Source organism: Ruegeria sp. CG11 (assembly GCF_056537245.1).
Genome location: NZ_JBQFRE010000002.1, coordinates 569,476 through 590,025 on the forward strand (window position 1 = coordinate 569,476; position 20,550 = coordinate 590,025).

Genomic DNA, 20,550 nt, shown 5'->3' on the forward strand with positions numbered 1-20,550 from the left:
GCGCCGGTCGGAGGGCGCATCGATAGCGCCCTCCCCTCTGCCCGTAACCTACTGACCCCGGAGCCTGACCATGCCTGTCGAAACGTTTGATTACATCGTCATTGGTGCGGGCACCGCTGGCTGCCTGCTGGCCAATCGCCTCAGCAAAGATCCGTCCAAACGGGTGCTGTTGCTGGAAGCCGGTAAAAAGGACAGCTACCCGTGGATTCATATCCCGGTCGGGTATCTGTACTGCATCGGTAATCCGCGCACCGATTGGCTTTATCACACCGAACCTGACAAAGGTCTGAACGGCCGCGCGCTGCTCTATCCACGCGGCAAGACGCTAGGCGGGTGTTCCTCGATCAATGGCATGATCTACATGCGGGGTCAGGCGCGGGATTACGACAATTGGGCCAAGCTGAGCGGTGAAGAGGGCTGGAGCTGGGAAAACTCGGTCCCGGACTTCAAAGCCCACGAAAACCACTACAAGCTGGACAACGGGGCCGATCCGGTAACCGGCGACAACAGCCGGTTCTCGGACCTGCACGGGCATGGCGGCGAATGGCGCGTGGAAAAGCAGCGCCTGCGTTGGGATGTGCTGGACTCGTTCGCCGAAGCCGCGAATGAGGCCGGTATCGAATCCACCGACGATTTCAACGCGGGCGACAACGCCGGAGTTGGTTATTTCGATGTGAACCAGAAATCGGGCTGGCGCTGGAGCACCGCGAAAGGCTTCTTGCGCCCCGCGAAAGAGCGTCAGAACCTGACCATCTGGACCGAAGCGCAGGTCGAACGCCTGACCTTCGACACCGCCCCCGATGGCGCAACCCGCTGTTCCGGCGCGGTTGTGCGCCGCGCGGGGCAGCCGGTGACCGTGAACGCCTCGGCCGAGGTCATTCTGTCTGCCGGAGCCATCAATTCGCCGCAGATTCTACAGCTGTCGGGTATCGGCAACGGCGCGTTCCTGAAATCCCACGGCATAGACGTGGTGCTGGACGCACCCGCCGTCGGAGAAAACCTGCAAGACCACCTGCAAATTCGCGCCGTGTTCAAGGTGGACGGGGCCAAGACTCTGAACACGTTGGCCAACAACCTTGTCGGCAAGGCCAAGATCGGCCTGCAATATGCGCTGCAACGGTCGGGTCCCATGAGCATGTCGCCGAGCCAGTTGGGTGCTTTTACCCGCTCCGACCCAAGCCGGCCCCATGCCAACCTGGAATACCACGTGCAGCCGCTGAGCCTGGAGGCATTCGGTGAAGACCTGCACGATTTTCCAGCCATCACCGTCAGCGTCTGTAACCTGAACCCGACCAGCCGCGGCCATGTGCGCATCCGGTCGAACAAATACACCGACGCGCCGATGATTGCGCCCAACTACCTGGACACGGACGAAGACCGCAAGGTCGCCGCCGACAGTCTGCGACAGGTGCGTGAGATCATGTCCAGACCGGCAATGCAGAAATACAATCCGCAGGAATGGAAACCGGGTGTTCAGTTCCAGACCGATGAGGAACTGGCCAAACTGGCCGGTGACATTGCCACCACCATCTTCCACCCCGTGGGCACCGCAAAGATGGGGCGCGAGGATGATCCAACCGCAGTGGTCGATCCCTATTTGAAGGTCAAGGGCATCAAGGGGCTGCGCGTGGTCGATGCCAGCATCATGCCCGAGATCACCAGCGGCAACACCAACGCTCCGACCCTGATGATCGCGGAAAAAGCCGCGCGATGGATTCAGGAAGGTCGATAGCCCAAACAACACAATGGCCCAAGCGGTCCTAGGTCTTTGTCACCAGATCGGCAGCCAAGGGGTAAGGCAGCATCCGTTTACCCGAGCATCGACACGCAGCGCATAGAAAACTTGCCATACACGTAGGTTTTAAGGCATATTTGTATGGATTTAATAAATTCAAATTCATGTAATTGAATTCTTTGAGGCAAAACCGAGCGCGGGCGCAAAACGCCCGAAACCATCTGTGGGGGAAGGAAGCTGGTTTTGTTCTGGTTGAGATCGTTACTTGTTATTTGCTTTGTTTTGCTAGTGCCGTCGCAGGTTTTAGCTGAAATCGGAAAAGTCATAGGCGTCAAACAGGGCGCACAGGTCACACGCGCGGGAAAAACCCAGCCGTTGCGGGTTGGTATGGGGGTTGCCTCTGGTGATTCCATTTCAACCGACCGCAGCGGCGTGGTTCAGCTTGTTTTCGTTGACGAAACCAAGATTGCCATCGGCCCGAATGCGCGCATGATGCTGGACGTGACAATGCTGCGCGGCAACCGAAAGGCCAAGAATTTCGCGGTTCAGGCATTGGGTGGCAGTTTTCGTTTTATCTCTGGCAAGAGCAAAAAGCGCGCCTATTCCATCAACACGCCGACCGCGACCATGGCCGTGCGGGGTACAACCTTCGACCTTTGGGTCGTTCCCGGCACTCAAAGCGCCATGCTGGTTCTGCAAGGTCGCGTAGAAATGTGCGGCCAGAGCGGCAATTGCCGCGAAGCCGGGCGACAGTGCAGCCTGCTGGCAACGACGCAGACTGGCAACATCGGGCGCTCCGCAGATCAGGAAAGCTATGACAAGGCACTGGAAATCGGGTTCCCGTTCGTTCAGTCGCAGGAACAGTTGTTAACGCCCTTGCAGATAGATTTCCGAGGATGCGGAACGGATACCCCGCCGCCGCAACGGTCCGAGGCGCGGGAAACCAGTCGTGAGCGCAGCGAGCAAAGCGCCGCAGCCTCGGAAACGCGCAGTGAATCCCCTTCCGTAGGTAACGGGAATGGCGGTAACATCGGTAGCAATACCGGCAACAGCAATGGTAGCGGCGGCAATATTGGTGCCAGCAGCGGCAGCGGGGATGGGCGCGGCGGCTCGATCGGTGGCGGTACGGGCAGCGGCGGCCCGGGCAGCGGTGGCACAATCGGCGGCGGCGGCACCGGCGGATTCGGGGGCACTCCTGGCGGCGGAGGCGCTGGCGGGAATGGCGGTAACAGCGGCGGCTAAAGACACATGGGCGCCGCTAGATGAGACCAGTTCAAGCGATGTCGTGGCGACACCCGCATTGTCGGGGCTGACCACGGCATCCGGAGGCTAACGTGACCGGAAAGCCCAGGGAAAGAACGGGGCGACGACGAGCCTTTCAGCTTGTGGGGCTCGGCCTGATCCTGTTTGGATGCTTTATCAGGGTTCTCGACCCTTACCCGGTGAGGATGACGCGGCTAATCTATTTTGACCTGCTGCAACGCATTTCGCCGCGGGAGTACAACCCCGACCTTCCCGTGCGCGTCGTGGATATCGACGAACAGTCGCTGGCAAACTGGGGACAATGGCCCTGGCCCAGAACCCTGCTTGCGCAGATGGTCAAAAACCTGGGCGAATACGGCGCCGCCTCCATCGCCTTTGACATGCTGTTTGTCGAACCCGACAGATTCTCTCCCGCGCGTCTGCTGAACGACCCCGCTTTGGCCGGTGTAGTTTCGGTGGACCATCAAGCCTCGAAACTGGACAACGACGTGCTGTTCGCATTGGAAGTCGCCAACTGGCCGGTGGTTCTGGGCGCCGCGGCCCGGCAATCCGGCGATGGCAGGGCCATCACACCCCACGCCGGCATCATAGAAATCGGGGAAGCGCCAACTGCGGGTCTGGTCTCGGTCCCACATTGGACGCCCCCTGCCCCACCGCTGGATCGCAGCGCGGCGGGCATCGGAGGGGTCAATGTTTCACCTCTGGGTGGCATGGGCATCATACGCCGCGTTCCCGTCCTGTGGGGCGGCCCGGACGGGGCACTGCCCGGGTTGGGGATCGAGGCGCTCAGGGTCGCACTGGGCGAGCCCGTCATCATCGCCGAAGGTACGCCGGACGAAGCGGGTATCATGCTGGCGGTCGAGATTGGAGAGTTTCGCCTTCCAACCACGGAAAACGGCGAAATCTGGGTCCGGTACAGGCGCGACAATCCGGATTTGTACCTGTCGGCGGACGAAATCATGCAGGAACCGGACAACCCCGCCCTGCGCGCCGAAATCGAGGGGCGGATCATCCTGGTCGGCACCTCAGCTGCGGGGCTGTTCGACATGCATCAGACGGCGCTGGGTGAATCCGTACCGGGCGTGTCGATACACGCGCAAGTCCTGGAACAGATCCTGACCGGTGAAATGATGAGCCGCTCGGATGTAACCGCAGCCCTTGAACTGCTGTCGTTCGTTACTTTGGGCATCGTGGTCATTGCTGTCATGGCCCGGTTCGGCGCGGTGGCCTCGTTCGTAGCCGGAGGTGCCTCGGCAGCAGTAGTCCTCAGCATTAGCTGGCTGGCATTCCAGAACCAGCTGATCCTGTTCGATGTCACCTTTCCGTTGATGGGAGGTATGGCCAATTTCGGCCTTCTCGCAGGATATCTGTTCATTTCGACCGAGCGTGAAAAGCGCGTGATCCGGCAGATCTTTTCGCACTATGTCGCGCCCGAAATCCTGGATGAGATGGAGGGGGCAGGTCATCAGCTGCAACTGGGTGGTGAAACGCAGGAAATCACCGTTATGTTCTCTGATATCCGGGGCTTTACCCCACTGTCCGAGTCGGTGTCGGCCACGGATCTTGTAACCCTACTGAACCAGTTGTTTTCACAGATCGGAGATCAGATCCTGCTGGAACGGGGCACCATCGACAAGTTCATCGGCGATGCGGTGATGGCCTTCTGGAATGCGCCGCTGCCGGTCGAGAACCACCCCCGTCGCGCAGCACAGGCGGCACTTCTGATGCGGCAGGCGCTGGTCGATTTCAATGCCTCGGACGTCATGAAGGGACGGCCACCGATCGCCCTGGCCACGGGTTGTGCCACCGGCCGGGCCTGCGTCGGCAATATCGGGTCCAAACGCCGGTTCAATTACACCGTGATTGGGGATGTGGTGAACGTCGCCGCGCGGATCGAACAAGGCTGCCGCCATGTCGATTATGACATTCTGGTGTCCTGTTCGGTTTACGAGAAAACACGGCAAGACATGGCCATGCTAGAGGCCGGGTTTGTCGATCTTAAAGGACGAACCGATCTTGAGCCTGTATTTGTTCTGGTCGGCGACAGAACCATGCTGAATACGCCCGCGTTTCAGAGGCTGGAAGCAACCCACAAGGTTCTGATCGAGGCCATTCGGGATCGTAAGCCATCGGATCAGATCGAAATGATCTGTGAGGATTGCATAGCACAGGCACGTCAAATCGAACCCGGTCTGCTGAATTTCTACGGCGCGCTGTCCGGCCGAGCGGCAGACTTCAGGTCGGATTTTCAATCCAGCCAACTGATTTTCAGCCATCACGATCGCGAACCTACACCAACGGCCTGAGGCGTACGAACAGGCCACCAAGCTGGCGCATCTGGCACGGCGCGCCCGGACCGCCAAGGCCGGGGCGCGTTCTTGCTGTCAATTTTGCCCTGTTCACCAGTTCCGTTTCCCGGCGACCGTCATAATTCGGACGGCGCGCAGGATTCCAGATAGCGCCGAACGGTTTCGGCCATACCGAATGTCAGCGCATCGCAGAACAGGGCATGGCCGATCGAGACCTCAGAGATCGACGGAATGCGGGTGATCAACTTGCGTGTGCCGCTGACCGTAAGATCGTGCCCCGCGTTGACCATCAAGCCCTGCGCCTCGGCTGCGGCCGTGGCGTCGGCCAGGCGGTCAAGTTCTCTTTCTTCGGCGACCGGATCGCTATACGCACCGCCGAAGGGGCCAGTATAGAACTCGACTCGGTCCGTCCCTGTCTGGGCTGCATGGGCCATTTGAGCCGCCTCAGGGTCGCTGAACAGCGACAGGCGATGGCCGTGTTTCTTAAGTCCGGCAACCACCTCTGCAAGCATCTCGCCCTGCGCGTCGAAATCCCAGCCATGGTCACTTGTCGCCTGCGCCGGATCATCCGGCACAAGTGTCACCTGATCCGCCCGAACCTCGTGAACAAGCGCCAGAAACCGCGGGTCGGGATAACCTTCAACATTCAGTTCCCGATCCGGAAACTCGGCATCAAGCAAAGCGCGCAGCGCCCGCACATCGCCGGGCCGGGTGTGGCGTTCATCCGGCCGAGGGTGCACCGTCACACCTGCAGCACCCGCCGCAAGGGCGATCCGACCCAGGTCCACCACATCCGGCCACGGGTGCTCTCGCCGGTTTCGAAGCAAGGCGGCGACGTTCAGGTTTACCGAAAGGTCTGTCATAGGCCCACCTTACAACTGAAAGGATTGAACGTGCTCGGGCAGTGGCACGCCATCGATGTTCCTCGGATCGGGAATCGGGTCGCCGACCGTGGTGTGGACGGGAATGACCCCGGCCCAAATTGGTAAGTCGTAATCTTCTTCCTCGTCCTTGGGTCCGCCGGTGCGGATCTTGGCGCTGCCTTCGGAAATCTCCATGCCCAACACCATGGTCGCCTTCAGATCTTGCGCGTGATCCGGCCGCAGGGTTTCATAACGGCCCGGAAACAGGCCGTCCACAAACCGGCCGAGCTTTTCCAGTTTCTCCGCAGGGTCTTCGATCTTGAAAGCCGACCCGAACAGCGTGACTGAGCGTGAATTGACCGAATGGTGCATCCCCGATCGGGCCAGCACAAAGCCATCAAGGATTGCTACGGACAAGCACACCTGCGCGTCGCGCGCGTTGCGCAGGGCACGGCTGGCGGAGGAGCCATGCCAATAGACGTGGTTGCCTTCGCGCCATTGCAGGGTTGGGGTGACAAAGGGCTTGCCATCAACCACGTAGCCCACGCTGCACATGGGCTGCGCATCCAAAATCTGGTTGATTGTAGCGCGATCGAAATGCCCCCGCTCATGCGATCTGCGCAGGCGCGTTCTGTCGGTGATATCCAGTGTCTCGTTCATAGTCATAGCTCGGGTTTGTTCTTGCTATGACCGTAATGCCCGGATATTGGATGTTAGCAAATGTCCAATTTTGAAACTTTTTCTAAGGCCAATTTGCACCGCGACCTGTTCGCGATCTCGCTGGATACGTCGCTTAAGGCGTCATTGCAGGCCCAGTTGCTGGATGCGTTGCGGTCCATTGTCTCAAAATCTCCGGATCTGGTCGGCGCGCGACTGCCTGCCAGCCGGACCTTGGCGTCCGAGCTTTCGATCTCGCGCACGACGGTTCAGGCGGTCTATGATCAGATGATCAGCGAGGGGTATCTGATCACCCAGCAGGGCAGCGGCACTTTCGTCGCCAGCGAAATCACCCATCTGTCGCAGCCGCAGCCGATCCAGCGTCCGGCCGGTCCAGTGACCGAGGAATGGCGTCCCTTTCAAACCGGGTTGCCTGATCAAACCCTGCTGCCCCACCGGCAATGGGCGCGCCATCTTGAACGGGCATGGCGCAACCCGACGCCCGAATTATTAACCCGCCCGGACCCGCTGGGCTGGTATCCGCTGCGCGAGGCGATCTCGGACCACCTGACCGCGTGGCGCCACCTGTCCTGTGATCCCGGTCAGGTGGTGATCACCTCGGGCGCGCGCGAAGCTTTCGAGGTGGTTTTCCACGGCCAGCTTGGCGCCGGCAATCAGATCGCGGTTGAGGACCCCTGCTGGCCCAAACTGCACACGATCCTTGCCGACACGGGCAACAGCGCCCACCCCGTCCGCATCGATCAGGACGGGCTGGATGTGGCCCGCATTCCGCAAGGCGCACATGCCACGATCGTCACCCCTTCGCGGCATTATCCCACGGGGGCGAGCCTGCCCCTGTCCCGCCGGGTTGCCCTGCTGGATTGGGCGCGGAATACCGATGCGCTGGTGATCGAAGACGATTATGACAGCGAGTTCCGGTACCGCGGACAACCCTTGCCCTCGCTCTCGGGGTTGGACCGTCTGAACAACACGATTTACCTCGGCAGCTTTTCGAAGCTGGTCAGCCCAGCGCTGAGGATCGGCTACATGGTTGTTCCCAAAAGGTTTTTACCCAACACGCTGGCTTATCTTGGCCGTGTCGGTCCCCGCGCCTCACTGATCCCACAGCCCGCATTGGCGGCGTTCATGAACAGCGGTGAGTTTGCCATGCACCTGCGGCGGATGCGGCGTGTCTATGCCCGGCGGCAGAGCCAGCTGCTGGATACTCTGTCCCCGGTCGCGAACCTGCTGGACCTTCAGCCCGACGCGTCCGGAATGCACTTGTGCCTGTCACCAAAAGCACCGCTGGTTGACCGCATGTCCGATCTTGAGATCAGCAAACGGGCCGAGCAACACGGCCTGCGCGTCAGCGCCTTGTCCGCGCACTGCGTATTGCCTGAGAAACTGCAGGGGCTGTTGCTTGGATACGCGGCCTTTGACGAGGATACGCTCTCGGACGCAGCAGAGCAGTTGATCACCATCCTGCGCGCTCAAGCCTGAGCTGTCGTTCAAAGCTGTCCCCGAGACCGGCCAAGTTTTTGCCACCTTCACCGAACATCGTGATATCATGAAAACAAGATATATATTTTCGTAAATTGGATTCGCGGTGTCTGTGAGGGGGAGGTTCACATGCTTCGACTGTCTTTCTGTTTGTTTTCTTTGGCAACCCTGCCGGTAAGCGCGCTTGCGGACGCAGTTCCCAGCAAGGAAGCCGCCGAGGGGACCTTTGCCGAGCGGCCGTTCTCGCCCTATGCCAACCGGTCCTTCCCCGAACGTCCACTGTGGGGGGATACCCATCTGCACACCGGGCTGTCCTTGGATGCTGGTGCGTTTGGCAACACTTTGCTGCCGGACGACGCCTGGCGATTTGCCAAAGGGGAACAAGTCATCTCCTCGACCGGCCAACCTGTCAGGCTGGCCCGACCGCTGGACTGGATGGTGCTGACCGATCACACCGACCTGATGGGCTTTGCCCCCGATCTTCAGGCCGGCAATCCCGGCATTCTGGCTCAGCCAAAGGGTTTGGAATGGTATGAAGGCTACAAAGCCGGTGGCGAAGACGCGGCCAAGGCGGCGTTTGATATCATCACCAACTTCTCGCAAATGACCCTGCCCGAGCTTCTGCTGGAATCCTACAGCCCCGGCGCGGATGCCTTTGCTTTCACATGGGAACAGATTGTCATGGCGGCTGAACGCCACAACGATCCGGGCAATTTCACCGCCTTCATCGGGTTCGAATGGACCTCGGTCCCCAAGGGGTTCAACCTGCACCGCAACGTGATGCTGCGGGATGGCCCGATCCGGGCACTGCAGATGGTGCCACCGGTGACGCAACCGCCCTACGGGGATACTGACCCAAAAGCGCTTTATGCCTGGCTTGAGGAATACCAGTCCAAAACAGGCGGTCGCGCCGTTGCTTTTGCCCATAACGGCAACCTGTCGAACGGTTGGATGTTCCCGACCGAAGACACCTATCACGGCGGCAAGGTTGACGAGGAATACGTGCAGAACCGCGCCAAGTGGGAGCCTCACTACGAGGTTACGCAAATCAAGGGCGATGGCGAGGCGCACCCGTTCCTCAGCCCCGAAGATCCGTTTGCCGATTATGAGAACTGGGATGTCGGCAACCTCGATATCACCGAGTTGAAAACCGAAGACATGCTGGCCGGAGAATACGCGCGCGAGGCCCTGAAGCGCGGTCTGGCATTGGAAGAAAAGTTCGGTGTGAACCCCTATAAATTCGGGATGGGCGGCGCGACCGACAGCCATACGTCGCTGGCCACTGCGGAGGAGGAGAACTATTTCGGCAAATCCGTCAGCGCGGAGCCTTCGGCCACGCGGGTGCTGCACCCGTTCGTACAAAGCGATCTGGGCGCGTTTGAAGGCCACACGCTGGTTGCGTCGGGATACACCGCCGTTTGGGCGGCCGAGAACACGCGCGCGGCCATCTTCGATGCGTTCAAGCGCCGGGAAACCTATGCGACCACCGGCCCCCGGATTGGCCTGCGGTTCTTTGGCGGCTGGGATTTCACCGAAGAAGACCTGCTGACTCGGCTGGTTGCCGATGTCGGCTATACCAAAGGCGTCCCGATGGGCAGCGATCTGCGCCCGCGCGAAGGAGATGGCGCCCCGAGTTTCCTGATCGGTGCCCTGCGTGACCCGATTGGCGCGAATCTGGACCGGGTTCAGGTGGTCAAGGGCTGGCTGGATGCAGACGGCGCGCTGCAGGAGAAAGTCTACAACGTCGTCTGGTCCGATGACCGGGCACTGGGCGGTGATGGCACCCTGCCCGAGGTTGGCAATACCGTGGATCTGGACACCGCAAGCTGGAGCAACACGATCGGCGCATCCGAACTTGTCACGGTTTGGACCGACCCGGATTTCAACCCTAATGAGCGTGCCTTTTACTATGTTCGGGTTCTTGAAATCCCTACCCCGCGCTGGGTGCTGTATGACAAACTACGATTTGGTGTCGATCTGCCGGAAGAGGCGCAACTGACCCATCAGGAGCGCGCCTATTCCTCGCCGATCTGGTACACCCCCGGCTAAACCGCCAACAGGCCATATGTGAGGTCAAGATATCAGACCACTGTGTTGAACAGCCCTCGGCCAGGCCGCTACGGGTTGCCCCAAAACGCGAAAGTGGGCTTTTTCCCCGGTGATCCGGTCGAGTTCAAATCGCCGTCGTGATAAAAAGCCCCCAAAACGAGGCCCCAAGAACCAAGCCGGGGAATATCCACCAGCCCGCGACACACGTCGCATCGTTAACCGATGCAAGATCAGGATCGGCCAAACCTCTGCGCTGGCTGCGTTCAAATTCGGAGAGGTCCGACCACCTCTTCCCGCGAACGCCCAGAATTTTTAACGCGCCAATTGCCGGGGCCTCGAACTCGGCGCCCAAAAGGCAACTGTCGTCATTTTCGGACCTGGCGATAATCAGTGCCCCGTTACTTTTCGATTTTCTCATTTTCATATCAATGGAAAGGACTGGGAAAATTTCTTGGTCAAAGCAGTTAGAGGCGCTGCCTTGAAGTTTTCAGCGGCGCACCAGCCTCAATTCTACTGGCGCGCCGTAAAGCGGCTTCAAGTGCCTGCGCGGGGTTAGAACCGCCACTCATAGGACGCCCACGCGGCCTGTGTGGAAACGTCGGCGCCAATGGTCGACCTTGCCTCAAGGCGTAGATTTCCGCCGTGATCAAAGGCTTTCTCGTAGCTCAGACCAATTTCGCCAAACGTGTCTGTGCCACTGCCCCCGGACGCCAGCGCAAGTGTGTTGCCAAAGATTGCAACATCGACCACCGAGGGCGCGTCGGCATCCCGATGAACTGCTGCCAATGATGCAGACAGGCTGCCGCCCCCCATCGCCGTCGAGTATGCCCCGCCAATCCGCGTTTCGCTGAAGGTGACGGTTCTTTCCCCCACGGTGGCGTTGGCCGAGCTGCCCGTCTCGGTATAGCCATCGATATTTTGCTCACCATACAGAAAGCTGGCCCGCGGTGTCAGGGTTGCGCCGTTGTCCAAGCCGAAATCCCGTTCTGCCGCCACCAGAGCGGTGATCATGTCGCTGGAATAATCGGCATCCGTAGGGGTCGCGCCAGACTGCGTGTCGTCGTGGTCCAGATCGCCATAGCCCAGACCAAAGCTCAGATCGGCAAATCCAAAGTTCTGGGCAACGATACCGCTGATAAACACACCAGAGGTATCAAAGGACGACGCGGCAAAAGTGCCGTTATTCTTGAGATAGCTGGCCCCGAACCCGTATCGCAGCCCGGTTCCAAGATCACGGGTCACACCAGCACTGACGCTCCACATGTTGGACGAAAGGGATGCGGAACTACCGCTGGCGGTTCCATCGCTTTGGCTGCCACTGATCAGGAAATAAGGCCGGAACCCTTCGATGGGGCCGGTACCTTTGGTGCTCAGCACGACACGATCACCGCTGGTATTGCCACCTTCGGCGCTGTCCAGTTGGCGCGCCAGATCATAGGTCAACCCGGCAATCTCGAACGCCTGATTGGTGTTCGGTTGCACTTCGGTCGCGTCGAATGAGGCATAGACGGGCGTAGCCCCGCCTTCACCATCGACAAACCACCCCTGCGAGGCCGAGGTGACCGCGGTGGTGAAGGTCCCACTTGTCACGTCCTCATCCTGAAAGTGATAGACGACCCGTCCGCCCACATGCGTCAGGTTGACGTCGTGGTCGCTGACCCGAATGGTACCGTCGATATCTGCCGTGGTTTCAACATTCAGCGTGCCGCCCCCATCGCCCAAAAACACGGCATAGCTTTCGCCAGAGGACGCGACAGAGATATCGCCAGTGATGTTGGCCGTTCCCCGTACCGTTTCAATATACAGCCCATAGGCCACGGTCTCTGGGCTGGTCGGACCAACTTCAACCGGGCCACTGTCTGTCACCTCAGCGCCGGTCGCCGTGACATTAATCGTGCCGCTATGTTTCACTTCTGCGCCGGTCGACAATTCGTCCATGCTCAGGCCATAGGCCCGAACCGAGGCATCTCCTTTGGCCGAAACCCTGATGTTGCCGCTATTCTCCAGAAAGCCGCCATTGTCCGACGCGACAACGCCGAAGGCTAGTGCATTGGAAACACCGGTCGTGTTGGCTGTGACCGTCACGGCACCGCTGTTGACGTAAGAGCCTGCGGTAAAGATGTCATCGGTATTGATGCCCTGAGCAAGGACCTCGTATCCACCATCTGCGTCCAGCGTCACCGTGATATCGCCCGAATTCTGAAGGTCCCCCATGACATGAGAGGTGCGGATGCCCTCAGCGTTGACGAAAAAGTTGCCTTGCGTCGCCATCGAGACCTGGACTGCACCGGAATTCGAAACTGAGCCCGTATCGGACACAGTGCCCAGCTCTATGCCGTATGCCTGGGCATAGAAGCCGGGGCCGTTCTGCCCCGAGACCACAATGTTACCGGTGTTCGCGAACGCCCCGTTTACGACGTCACCGCTGATACCAGACGCCGATGCCCCGATGGCTTCGGCAGCCTCGGTGGCGACAGAAATAGTGCCCGAATTTGAGAACGTGCCGCCCGCTTCCAGCGTGTCCATTTGGATTCCGGCAGCGTAGACCGAAGACGATCCGCTATTTTTGGCGCTGACAACAATGCTGCCCGAATTTGCAAAGCTCCCGCTGATATCGTTGAAGACTTCTATGCCTGCAGCATAGGCCGACGTCGTTCCGGCAGCCTGAACCGAGATTGCACCCGCGTTGTCGAAAGAACCGGAGACATCGTAAACTTGGATTCCGTCCGCTTGCGCGTATTCGCCCTGGGCATTTACCGAAATCGCCCCCGTATTTGTAACCTGCCCCGTGACATCGGTGATGCTGACACCGTGAGCCACTGCGGAAGTGAAGCCAGTCGCCTGCACCACAATGCTGCCGCTGTTTTCGAATGTTCCGGAAATGCCGTGTGTTTTGATCCCTTCGGCGAAGGCAGACGAGGTTGCATTTACGGCAACGGTCAAATTGCCGGAATTGCTGAACTGGCCGGAAACGCTACCGATATCGATACCCTGTACCGATGCCCGGGTCGCGTTTGTGGCGTTGATCTCAATGCTGCCCGAGTTTTGAAGCTGCCCCACGACATCCGCGGCAGAAATACCCTCGACCCGCACATCGGACCCATTGCTTTGGATGGAAATCGACCCACTGTTGCTGACGGAGCCCGCGATATGGGACAGGCGCATACCGTCCACCTCGATGCTGGACCCTTGCGCGTTGATGCTGATCGTCCCCGAATTGGTGAGGCTCCCTTCAACACTACGCGCTTCGATACCGTAGATGGTAGCATGGTCATTGGCTGTCACCGTCAAGGTCAGAGCCCCCGAATTGTTCAGCTGCCCATCTATGTTTTGGGTGACAATGCCATAGGCCTCTCCGGTCGAGGCGTTCTGAGCGCTGGCGACAATCGCGCCAGAGTTGTTCAGGGCTCCTGATGCCGCGATTTCCTGCACGACAATACCCTGCGCGTCCGGGCTGCGCCCTGTGGCCATAATCGTCATGTCACCGGAATTGCTCAGGGTTCCGCTCAGATCACCGGCCTCAATGCCTGTCGCAGACCCACCCGCAGTCGAAAGTGCTGTGACTGCGAGCGCGCCCGAATTGACAACGCTTCCACTCACGTCTTCAACCTGAATGCCGGTCGCAGTCGCCCGGTCGCTTGTATCCACGTCTACGTCAATTGTGCCAGAATTGGAGACGGAGCCAAAGATGTTGCCCGTCAAAATGCCGTAGGCCGTTCCGAAGGTCAGCGCCGAGTTAGCGATGTTGATCGTGCCCGAGTTCTGAATCGACCCCAGCACCTGACCCTGCACCTGAATGCCCCGAAGGTGGGCGCTATCACCTGCTGACGCGCCCATCGTGATCGTGCCCGAATTCAGGATCGCGCCCGACAGGTCCGTACTGATGTTGATCCCCGCGCGTGTCCGGTTGATCCCCTCTGCTGAGGACAACTGACCGGCGTTGGTCAGGGTGCTTGTGTAATCCGGAAGAGCGAACACAACCAGACCCGGCCCGGGAAGAGGGTTCACATCGATCGATCCGGTGCCCGTGATGGTCAGGTCCTCGTCCACAACACTGACGAACGGAGTGCTCCGCGCGCTATCGATCACCTCGGCATGTCCCGAGGCGGCCGAAACGGCCACTAACGACACCGAGCCCAGCAAGAGCGAGGGCGCAATACTCGCTACTCTACCTTTCCACTTAGTCAAACGCCCCCCGCGCGCGAACGCACGAACTCTTTGCTCGGTCTGCATGTAATTCTGCCCCATCTGGCTGGTCTCCGTTCCCCGGATCCGCAAGGTTGTTTCCCTTGCGTCACCCACTCGATGCGCCATGTGTTGGCACACCCATGAACGGGGTTAAAAGAGCGATAAAAGGCGGAAATGTGGCTAAACCGACGGTTTAGAACTTTGGTTTATGCAATTCGGTCAGGGGTTTATTCAACTATGAGACTTCCCGGCCCCGGTTAGGGAAAAGGCGCAATGTCTGGCCACCGCGCCTTGTGCGTCCAGTTGCCTTCAGGCCACCGACCCGCCATCTGTCAGGTCCTCAAGAAGCGCGCTGAGCAGTTGCGTTTTGCCGCCATAGCCCGACTTCTTGTAGATCGCGTTGGTCTGCGCCTTGATGGTGCCTTCCTTGGCGTTACGAATCTCGGCCATTTCGGCGGTCGAACAGCCCTTGATCAAAAGTCGGGTCACGTCACGCTCTGCATCCGAGAAGGACCATTTCTCGAAATAGGCGTTCAACAGATCCTCGAACGCGCTCGAAGCGCGCGCAACCTTGTCCTCCAGCGTCTCCTGATACCGGCGCATTTTCAGAACTTCGATGCCCAGCACCATGATTGCACCAAACAGGGACAACATGATCAGAACTTCCCAGACGTGAATATCATCCCATTCATCAATCCAGGCCACTCCCATGGCTTCGCCAATGTCTTCGAACAACATGACGCAGGCACAGAAGAGTGAGGCAAAGAAAGAAAAGGTCAGGCGTTTTTTGGAGGGCATAGGTGTTCTCGCTGCTTATTTGGTGGCTATTGCCCGCCCGATCCACAGCAAACCAGCAACCGCGTCAAGGCCTTCAGGCAGGATTGCGTATGGCATCTTCGCCCCAGGTATCGACGGCCAGCTGAGCAATAGCGGAACAATCGTGGCGATGGCTCGGGGCGATACGGCCGAGGCCTCTGGTATCCGCGTCCTAAACATCAACGGCAGCTTTAGAAATAGCAGTGCGATCACCGTAACGGCTCAAGGGCAGAATTCAGCAACAGCGCGAGGAACCGAAACCGATGATATCGCCGGTTCGTTTGACAACACAAGCGATACTGCTCGACAACAAAATGCGTACATCTTGACCTGCCATTGAAGCAGAGTTCTCATCTTTGCTGGAGATCTGGATTGCTCCAACGGTGGCGGCTAGTAGATAACCCAAAAAGTGGAACCAACTCCAAGTGCGGGCGACCGCTCTGCAGCCCTGCGCCTATTTCCGCTGCCAAAAGGAGGTTTACTTTGGGTGCCTTCCGATTTCGAACGTCCACCTAATTTCTGGTCCAACTATGATGGTTGGGTCAGGTTTTTTTGACGTTCGTCAGGATGTCAGGCGACACATAGTTTTTCCATTCACGCTTAGCTAAAGCGTTTATTTTGAATAATTTTCCCTTTGCTTCGCGCATAAGCTTTGCCATTTGCGACCCAAAGGATCTTCCATCGTGTCGACCGAATTCTACGAAAGTTTCCATTCGCCTAAAATGCGGAAAACAACGAGAGAGAACCCAAAGAAGAAATCGCTTTAAGGAAGCGTTGTTATCCTTCTTGAACCGACTGCCTCCGCCACTACTGCAGTTGCAATATATCCGGAACGCATAGCTTTCTTTTTGCCGGCATTTTATCCGCACCATCCGATCGTTTCAGTCGTTTCAGACCGTCTTTGACCTTGACCTTCGGCTTAGCTAGCGGGCCCTTTAGACCATTAATGCATTACGTTAACGGAATATATGATCCGGTGCTTTTCTGAAACTGAATGATCTCGGTCGTACAACTGACATCTCTCGCTGATTTGGTCGAAAAGCGAAGAAACTATAAAAAGACTTCCGTTCGCTTTGTGCTGTAGCCCCTATTTAAAAACAGCAGGTTAGAAGCGAGTTATACTTGCCTTGAAGGCACACGTTCCGTGAGCTTCGACAACGGCGACTCGGCGCGCCACCCAAACTATTGGCACTCGGATTCGTTCGATTTCACACATCTATCAAATTACTGTTATATATGAATTCTTCAAACGACGAGGACACAATGAACTCGCTAACTAGAATAACACGTGGGATAGGCGTCGCTTTCAAGGACGGTAGAGTGAAAGGCCTTCTTGCCTTCACAGTCGGAATGATTTTATGGGCCTCGGTCTTTTACCACTTTGTCGAAGGTTGGAGTTGGCTCGACTCAATCTACTTTTCTGTAGTGACGATTTCGACCGTAGGGTTTGGTGACTTCTCACCTGAAACCGCGGCAGGGAAGATATTCACAATGGTTTACATCATTGTAGGCCTCGGTGTTTTCGTGACCGCGGCGACCACAGTGGCAGATACGATCTTGTCCCAAGACGGCGAAAAAGCAGACCAATAGATCACACTCAATTTAGCCAAACCGAGTTCCTGCACAGGCATTAGTTTGCCTGGGCATCTCAAGCCGCGTCCCGGATTCATTCGTGTCTTCAAGCTGGTAGACGATCGCATAAAACTCAAAAAAATACACATATTATGTTTTTTGAGTGTATCATTCAAAAAAACACGTATGGAGGGATGGAATGGAAAAGACTCAGGACGCGAAGATTGTCGATCTAGCGATACGGTTGCTCTTTCTCGGACTATTCCTCTACAGCGCCCTGGTCATGGTGGCCCCGCTTGCAAGCGTAGTCATCTGGGCAACGATCCTCTGCGTTGCGCTTTATCCGTTATTTGATTGGCTGCAATCCAAGCTGGGAGGGCGAAAGAAGTTTGCGGCGACGATCTTGGTTTTGTTGGGCCTTGTGCTGACGCTGGGGCCAGTCGCGACGGCGGTATCCGGCGCCGCAGAACTTGGGTCCGATTTTGCGGAGCAAGCCGACAAGGGTGAGTTGAAAATCCCACCGGCGCCGGAGAGCCTAAAGGAATTGCCGTTGGTTGGGAACAAAATTGCTGAAGTCTGGGGCATGTTCGAGCGGAATCTGGATGGTGCGCTTGCAAAATACGGCGCGCAAATCCTTGAGATCACCAAATCGCTCTTCGGAAAGGTGTTGGGCATCGGTATCGGGCTTCTCGGCCTTGCTCTGTCCGTATTGATCATGGGGGCTTTATTCAGCCCCGGACCAAGTTTGGTTCAGGGTCTTCAGCGCTTTGCCAACCGTGTCTTCGCACCGCGCGGCGGTGAATTCGTGACACTGGCAGGCGCAACGATCCGGAACGTGACAAAAGGCGTAATCGGCGTAGCAGCCATTCAGGCAGTTTTCGTTTGGATACTGTTGGCTTTGTTTGGGATTTCTTCGGCTGCCACGCTGGCATTTATCTGCCTGATACTATCGATTATCCAAATCGGGCCTGGATTGGTTCTCATACCGGTTATTATCTACGCGTGGAGTTCCATGTCTGGCGGAACTGCTTTGATCTTCACCATACTGGCCGTTCCAGTTATGATAATGGACAGTTTCCTAAGACCTGTGTTCATCTCAAAAGGCCTTGAGACTCCCATGTTGGTCATCCTCATCGGCGTTCTCGGAGGTATGATGGCATACGGTTTGATCGGCGTCTTTATGGGGCCGGTTCTCTTCGCTGTCTTTTATGAGCTGTTCAAGGTTTGGATTGATACCTCGCCTGAAGCCGAGGGCGCTGTTGAAGGTGCGACGAAATGAGGAAGACGATATGGACAACCCTGGCTGTCATTCTGATTTTTCTTGTTTGGTATTTGGTCGCTGATCGAAAAACGCCATTTACCGGGAACGCCAGAGTAAAAGCGGTGGCCACCCAAATCGTGCCTCAGGTAACCGGAACGGTAACGGAAGTTCTGGTAGAAAACGGCCAAGTTGTTTCGGCAGGTGATGTTCTGGTTCGAATAGATTCCAGACCCTACGAAATCGAACGCTCCAAGGCGAAAGCGGATCTTGAAGCGGCAACCCAGGAGGTAGGCGCGTCTTCGGCAGAGGTGAGTGCTGCGCAAGCCAAACTGGCGCGAGCCCAGAGTGACCTCGACACAATGCGCATTCAGACAGAGCGCGTATTTGCGCTCGAAAAAAAAGGGTTAATTGCCATCTCAAAGGCCGATGATGCACGAGGACAACTGGCAGAGTCTGAGGCTAATTATGAGAATGCCAAAGCGGATCTTGAAAAGGCAAAGCAGAGGTTGGGTGACGACGGGATTGAAAATCCGAAAATCCAGCGCGCACTGGCGGCCTTGGCAGATGCGGAGCTGAACCTTGAGTGGACTGAACTGCGCGCACCGGCGACGGGTGTCATATCCAATCTGTTGATCGCCCCCGGAACGTATGCGCGGTCCGGACAGGACCTTTTGACGTTTCTGGATGCAACAGACGTTTGGATCGAGGCGTATTTTACCGAGAATAACCTCGGTCGGGCTGCAGTAGGATCTCCTGTTGATGTGGTGCTGGACATGCATCCCGGCCAGATTGTTCCGGGCGTCATAGAGAGTTTCAGCGCGGCTGTATCTCTGAGCGGTGGAGATGAACCCGGCCAACTGGCCAGCCCGCCAAGCACCAAAGGATTTCTGCGTGAACCTGAGCGATTTCCTGTACGGATCGTGTTGCCGGGCTACGAAGCCGGAAGCGCCGACGACGATCTGCGCTTCCAACTCAACGGTCAGGCCGATGTGATCATGTATCTGAGCGACAATTCCCTGCTGAATGTGGTCGGTCGGACCTATATCCGTTTGGTTTCAATTCTATCCTATGCGTACTGAGGATCGAAACTCAGTTATTCGCCTGGCACTGGGGGTTACTGGGGTATTCGCCCTGGGCCTATTTCTGGGGTGGCCACTTGCTGTCGTAGGAGCAGTATTCTCCGCCCTGTTTCTTCAGGCACCCGCTGCATTACCCTTGGCAGCATTTGCAAAGCTCTTTGTCTTTTCTATTGGGCTGATGTTCATTTCATTCCTTCTGTCTTCAGTTTTCGCGCCTTATCCCGTGGTCTTTCTCATTCTTGTGGCCATTGGGATTATTTTGTCCTTCATGTGGTCCGTTTCAGGTGCAGGTGTCCTGCCCGGTGTCATAGCCCTCATGGGGGCATTGATGATCCCGAACCTGGTGTTGCAGTCTCAAGACTTGGCTTTGGTGCTTGTGTTTTGGATTCCTATGAATCTGCTTTTCGCCGGGTTCGTATCGACACTGATGTTCGTTCTAATACCCGCTGAACCTCAAACGGCGCCCCAAAAGAAGGCCGCAACGTCGCCGGACTTCGACCCCCATCGTCGCATAGTCAGGATGTCGCTTGTCACAGTTCCGTTTGCTATGGCGTTCTTTGTTTCCGGTGCATCTGCGTTACTGGTTCTGTTTTTTGTCGCCCTGCTGAGCCAGCAACTTGCCGCGATGCCTGCCGCCGGAAAAGCCGTTGCAAAAGCAATGCTAACGGCAAACCTTCTTGGGGCGGCAGTATCCATCGCTTGTTACGAAATAAACGTAATAGCTCCGGTTATTCTCACCCCTATTCTGCTGTGTTTTTTCTTTTGCCTGACACTCGGAGCCCTTGGAAAATCTCAAGTCCCGCTCGCCGCCGCCGCCGGATCTGCTATTACAACTGCTCTGATTGTATATGGCGGGTCGGTTGCGCCGTTTTCAGACGAGGCTGACGTCAAGAGCATCACTCGCGTTTTGCAAGTTGCTAGCGCCGCTTTTTTTGTAATCATCGCATATGTCGTGGTGGATGAATTCTGGCCTGAAAAAGAACGCCAGGTGTCTCAATGAAGTTAACTGCTACAAGGCTTGGCACTCCAACCAGCAGAGTTTCCAGTTTGACTACTTCTACTTAGAATAATTGCACCGAAAAATGGCACTCGCCAATCATGAGACCGTCAACTGTCAAAAGTACGCAACAGAACCCCACTCATCGGCACGTGGTTTGCCGTGGGACTTTGGGAAACAGGGCTACAGACGCACCATCTGCGCATGGCTTAGCCAGAGAAGATCAGACATGTCACCGCTCGTTCTTCGAACGATGAATCA

Annotated in this window: 14 protein-coding genes; 10 read left to right on the forward strand and 4 right to left on the reverse strand. The window is 57.3% G+C overall.

Annotated features, from left to right (window positions below; translation table 11 throughout):
• The first annotated feature begins 70 nt into the window (after positions 1 to 70).
• The 3 genes from ACR0KW_RS09055 (at position 71) to ACR0KW_RS09065 (ending at position 5,304) form a co-directional block, all read left to right on the forward strand.
• Positions 71 to 1,732, forward strand: coding sequence for a GMC family oxidoreductase (locus ACR0KW_RS09055; RefSeq protein WP_480804671.1), 1,662 nt, complete (start codon positions 71 to 73; stop codon positions 1,730 to 1,732).
• 390 nt (positions 1,733 to 2,122) lie between these two features.
• On the forward strand, positions 2,123 to 2,977 hold the full coding sequence (locus ACR0KW_RS09060) for a FecR family protein (RefSeq protein WP_480804672.1): 855 nt from the start codon (positions 2,123 to 2,125) through the stop codon (positions 2,975 to 2,977).
• A gap of 206 nt (positions 2,978 to 3,183) precedes the next feature.
• Entirely contained in the window at positions 3,184 to 5,304 is a 2,121-nt protein-coding gene (locus tag ACR0KW_RS09065) for a CHASE2 domain-containing protein (RefSeq protein ID WP_480804673.1), read from the forward strand.
• Between the two features lie 119 nt (positions 5,305 to 5,423).
• Here ACR0KW_RS09065 and ACR0KW_RS09070 read toward each other — a convergent pair whose 3' ends face one another.
• Together ACR0KW_RS09070 and ACR0KW_RS09075 are read right to left on the reverse strand one after the other, a co-directional pair.
• The gene (locus ACR0KW_RS09070; RefSeq protein WP_480804674.1) at positions 5,424 to 6,170 is read right to left on the reverse strand and encodes a pyridoxine 5'-phosphate synthase; all 747 of its coding nucleotides are present in this window, start codon (positions 6,168 to 6,170) and stop codon (positions 5,424 to 5,426) included.
• 9 nt (positions 6,171 to 6,179) lie between these two features.
• Complete coding sequence (locus tag ACR0KW_RS09075; RefSeq protein ID WP_480804675.1) at positions 6,180 to 6,830, reverse strand: pyridoxamine 5'-phosphate oxidase family protein; 651 nt, start codon at positions 6,828 to 6,830, stop codon at positions 6,180 to 6,182.
• Between the two features lie 60 nt (positions 6,831 to 6,890).
• Here ACR0KW_RS09075 and pdxR point away from each other — a divergent pair, with 60 nt between their 5' ends.
• Together pdxR and ACR0KW_RS09085 are read left to right on the forward strand one after the other, a co-directional pair.
• Positions 6,891 to 8,327 carry a MocR-like pyridoxine biosynthesis transcription factor PdxR gene (gene pdxR, locus ACR0KW_RS09080; RefSeq protein WP_480804676.1) on the forward strand — a complete coding sequence of 479 codons (1,437 nt, stop codon included), beginning with the start codon at positions 6,891 to 6,893 and terminating at the stop codon, positions 8,325 to 8,327.
• A gap of 129 nt (positions 8,328 to 8,456) precedes the next feature.
• Complete coding sequence (locus tag ACR0KW_RS09085) at positions 8,457 to 10,376, forward strand: DUF3604 domain-containing protein (protein WP_480804677.1); 1,920 nt, start codon at positions 8,457 to 8,459, stop codon at positions 10,374 to 10,376.
• 552 nt (positions 10,377 to 10,928) lie between these two features.
• Here ACR0KW_RS09085 and ACR0KW_RS09090 read toward each other — a convergent pair.
• Together ACR0KW_RS09090 and ACR0KW_RS09095 are read right to left on the reverse strand one after the other, a co-directional pair.
• Positions 10,929 to 14,498 carry a hypothetical protein gene (locus tag ACR0KW_RS09090; RefSeq protein ID WP_480804678.1) on the reverse strand — a complete coding sequence of 1,190 codons (3,570 nt, stop codon included), beginning with the start codon at positions 14,496 to 14,498 and terminating at the stop codon, positions 10,929 to 10,931.
• Between the two features lie 375 nt (positions 14,499 to 14,873).
• A complete protein-coding gene (locus tag ACR0KW_RS09095; protein ID WP_480804679.1) occupies positions 14,874 to 15,302 on the reverse strand; it encodes a helix-turn-helix transcriptional regulator in 429 nt (142 codons plus the stop codon).
• Here ACR0KW_RS09095 and ACR0KW_RS09100 point away from each other — a divergent pair.
• The 5 genes from ACR0KW_RS09100 to ACR0KW_RS09120 all read left to right on the forward strand — a co-directional run bounded on the left by ACR0KW_RS09100 (position 15,286) and on the right by ACR0KW_RS09120 (position 20,292).
• The gene (locus ACR0KW_RS09100; RefSeq protein ID WP_480804680.1) at positions 15,286 to 15,720 is read left to right on the forward strand and encodes a hypothetical protein; all 435 of its coding nucleotides are present in this window, start codon (positions 15,286 to 15,288) and stop codon (positions 15,718 to 15,720) included. The two genes, ACR0KW_RS09095 and ACR0KW_RS09100, sit on opposite strands and share 17 nt — an antisense overlap.
• A gap of 980 nt (positions 15,721 to 16,700) precedes the next feature.
• Entirely contained in the window at positions 16,701 to 16,970 is a 270-nt protein-coding gene (locus tag ACR0KW_RS09105; RefSeq protein ID WP_480804681.1) for a potassium channel family protein, read from the forward strand.
• Between the two features lie 181 nt (positions 16,971 to 17,151).
• A complete protein-coding gene (locus tag ACR0KW_RS09110) occupies positions 17,152 to 18,231 on the forward strand; it encodes an AI-2E family transporter (protein ID WP_480804682.1) in 1,080 nt (359 codons plus the stop codon).
• On the forward strand, positions 18,228 to 19,292 hold the full coding sequence (locus ACR0KW_RS09115) for an HlyD family secretion protein (protein WP_480804683.1): 1,065 nt from the start codon (positions 18,228 to 18,230) through the stop codon (positions 19,290 to 19,292). The genes ACR0KW_RS09110 and ACR0KW_RS09115 overlap by 4 nt, the downstream gene beginning before the upstream one ends.
• Complete coding sequence (locus ACR0KW_RS09120) at positions 19,282 to 20,292, forward strand: DUF2955 domain-containing protein (RefSeq protein ID WP_480804684.1); 1,011 nt, start codon at positions 19,282 to 19,284, stop codon at positions 20,290 to 20,292. The genes ACR0KW_RS09115 and ACR0KW_RS09120 overlap by 11 nt, the downstream gene beginning before the upstream one ends.
• Positions 20,293 to 20,550 lie beyond the last annotated feature (258 nt).

What these genes read in the sequence shown, in the direction of transcription:
- ACR0KW_RS09055 (WP_480804671.1), top strand. Translation starts at nt 71, where the DNA reads ATGCCTGTCGAAACGTTTGATTACATCGTCATTGGTGCGGGCACCGCT.
- ACR0KW_RS09060 (WP_480804672.1), top strand. Translation starts at nt 2,123, where the DNA reads ATGGGGGTTGCCTCTGGTGATTCCATTTCAACCGACCGCAGCGGCGTG.
- ACR0KW_RS09065 (WP_480804673.1), top strand. Translation starts at nt 3,184, where the DNA reads ATGACGCGGCTAATCTATTTTGACCTGCTGCAACGCATTTCGCCGCGG.
- ACR0KW_RS09070 (WP_480804674.1), bottom strand. Translation starts at nt 6,170, where the DNA reads ATGACAGACCTTTCGGTAAACCTGAACGTCGCCGCCTTGCTTCGAAAC.
- ACR0KW_RS09075 (WP_480804675.1), bottom strand. Translation starts at nt 6,830, where the DNA reads ATGAACGAGACACTGGATATCACCGACAGAACGCGCCTGCGCAGATCG.
- pdxR (WP_480804676.1), top strand. Translation starts at nt 6,891, where the DNA reads ATGTCCAATTTTGAAACTTTTTCTAAGGCCAATTTGCACCGCGACCTG.
- ACR0KW_RS09085 (WP_480804677.1), top strand. Translation starts at nt 8,457, where the DNA reads ATGCTTCGACTGTCTTTCTGTTTGTTTTCTTTGGCAACCCTGCCGGTA.
- ACR0KW_RS09100 (WP_480804680.1), top strand. Translation starts at nt 15,286, where the DNA reads ATGTCTTCGAACAACATGACGCAGGCACAGAAGAGTGAGGCAAAGAAA.
- ACR0KW_RS09095 (WP_480804679.1), bottom strand. Translation starts at nt 15,302, where the DNA reads ATGTTGTTCGAAGACATTGGCGAAGCCATGGGAGTGGCCTGGATTGAT.
- ACR0KW_RS09110 (WP_480804682.1), top strand. Translation starts at nt 17,152, where the DNA reads ATGGAAAAGACTCAGGACGCGAAGATTGTCGATCTAGCGATACGGTTG.
- ACR0KW_RS09115 (WP_480804683.1), top strand. Translation starts at nt 18,228, where the DNA reads ATGAGGAAGACGATATGGACAACCCTGGCTGTCATTCTGATTTTTCTT.
- ACR0KW_RS09120 (WP_480804684.1), top strand. Translation starts at nt 19,282, where the DNA reads ATGCGTACTGAGGATCGAAACTCAGTTATTCGCCTGGCACTGGGGGTT.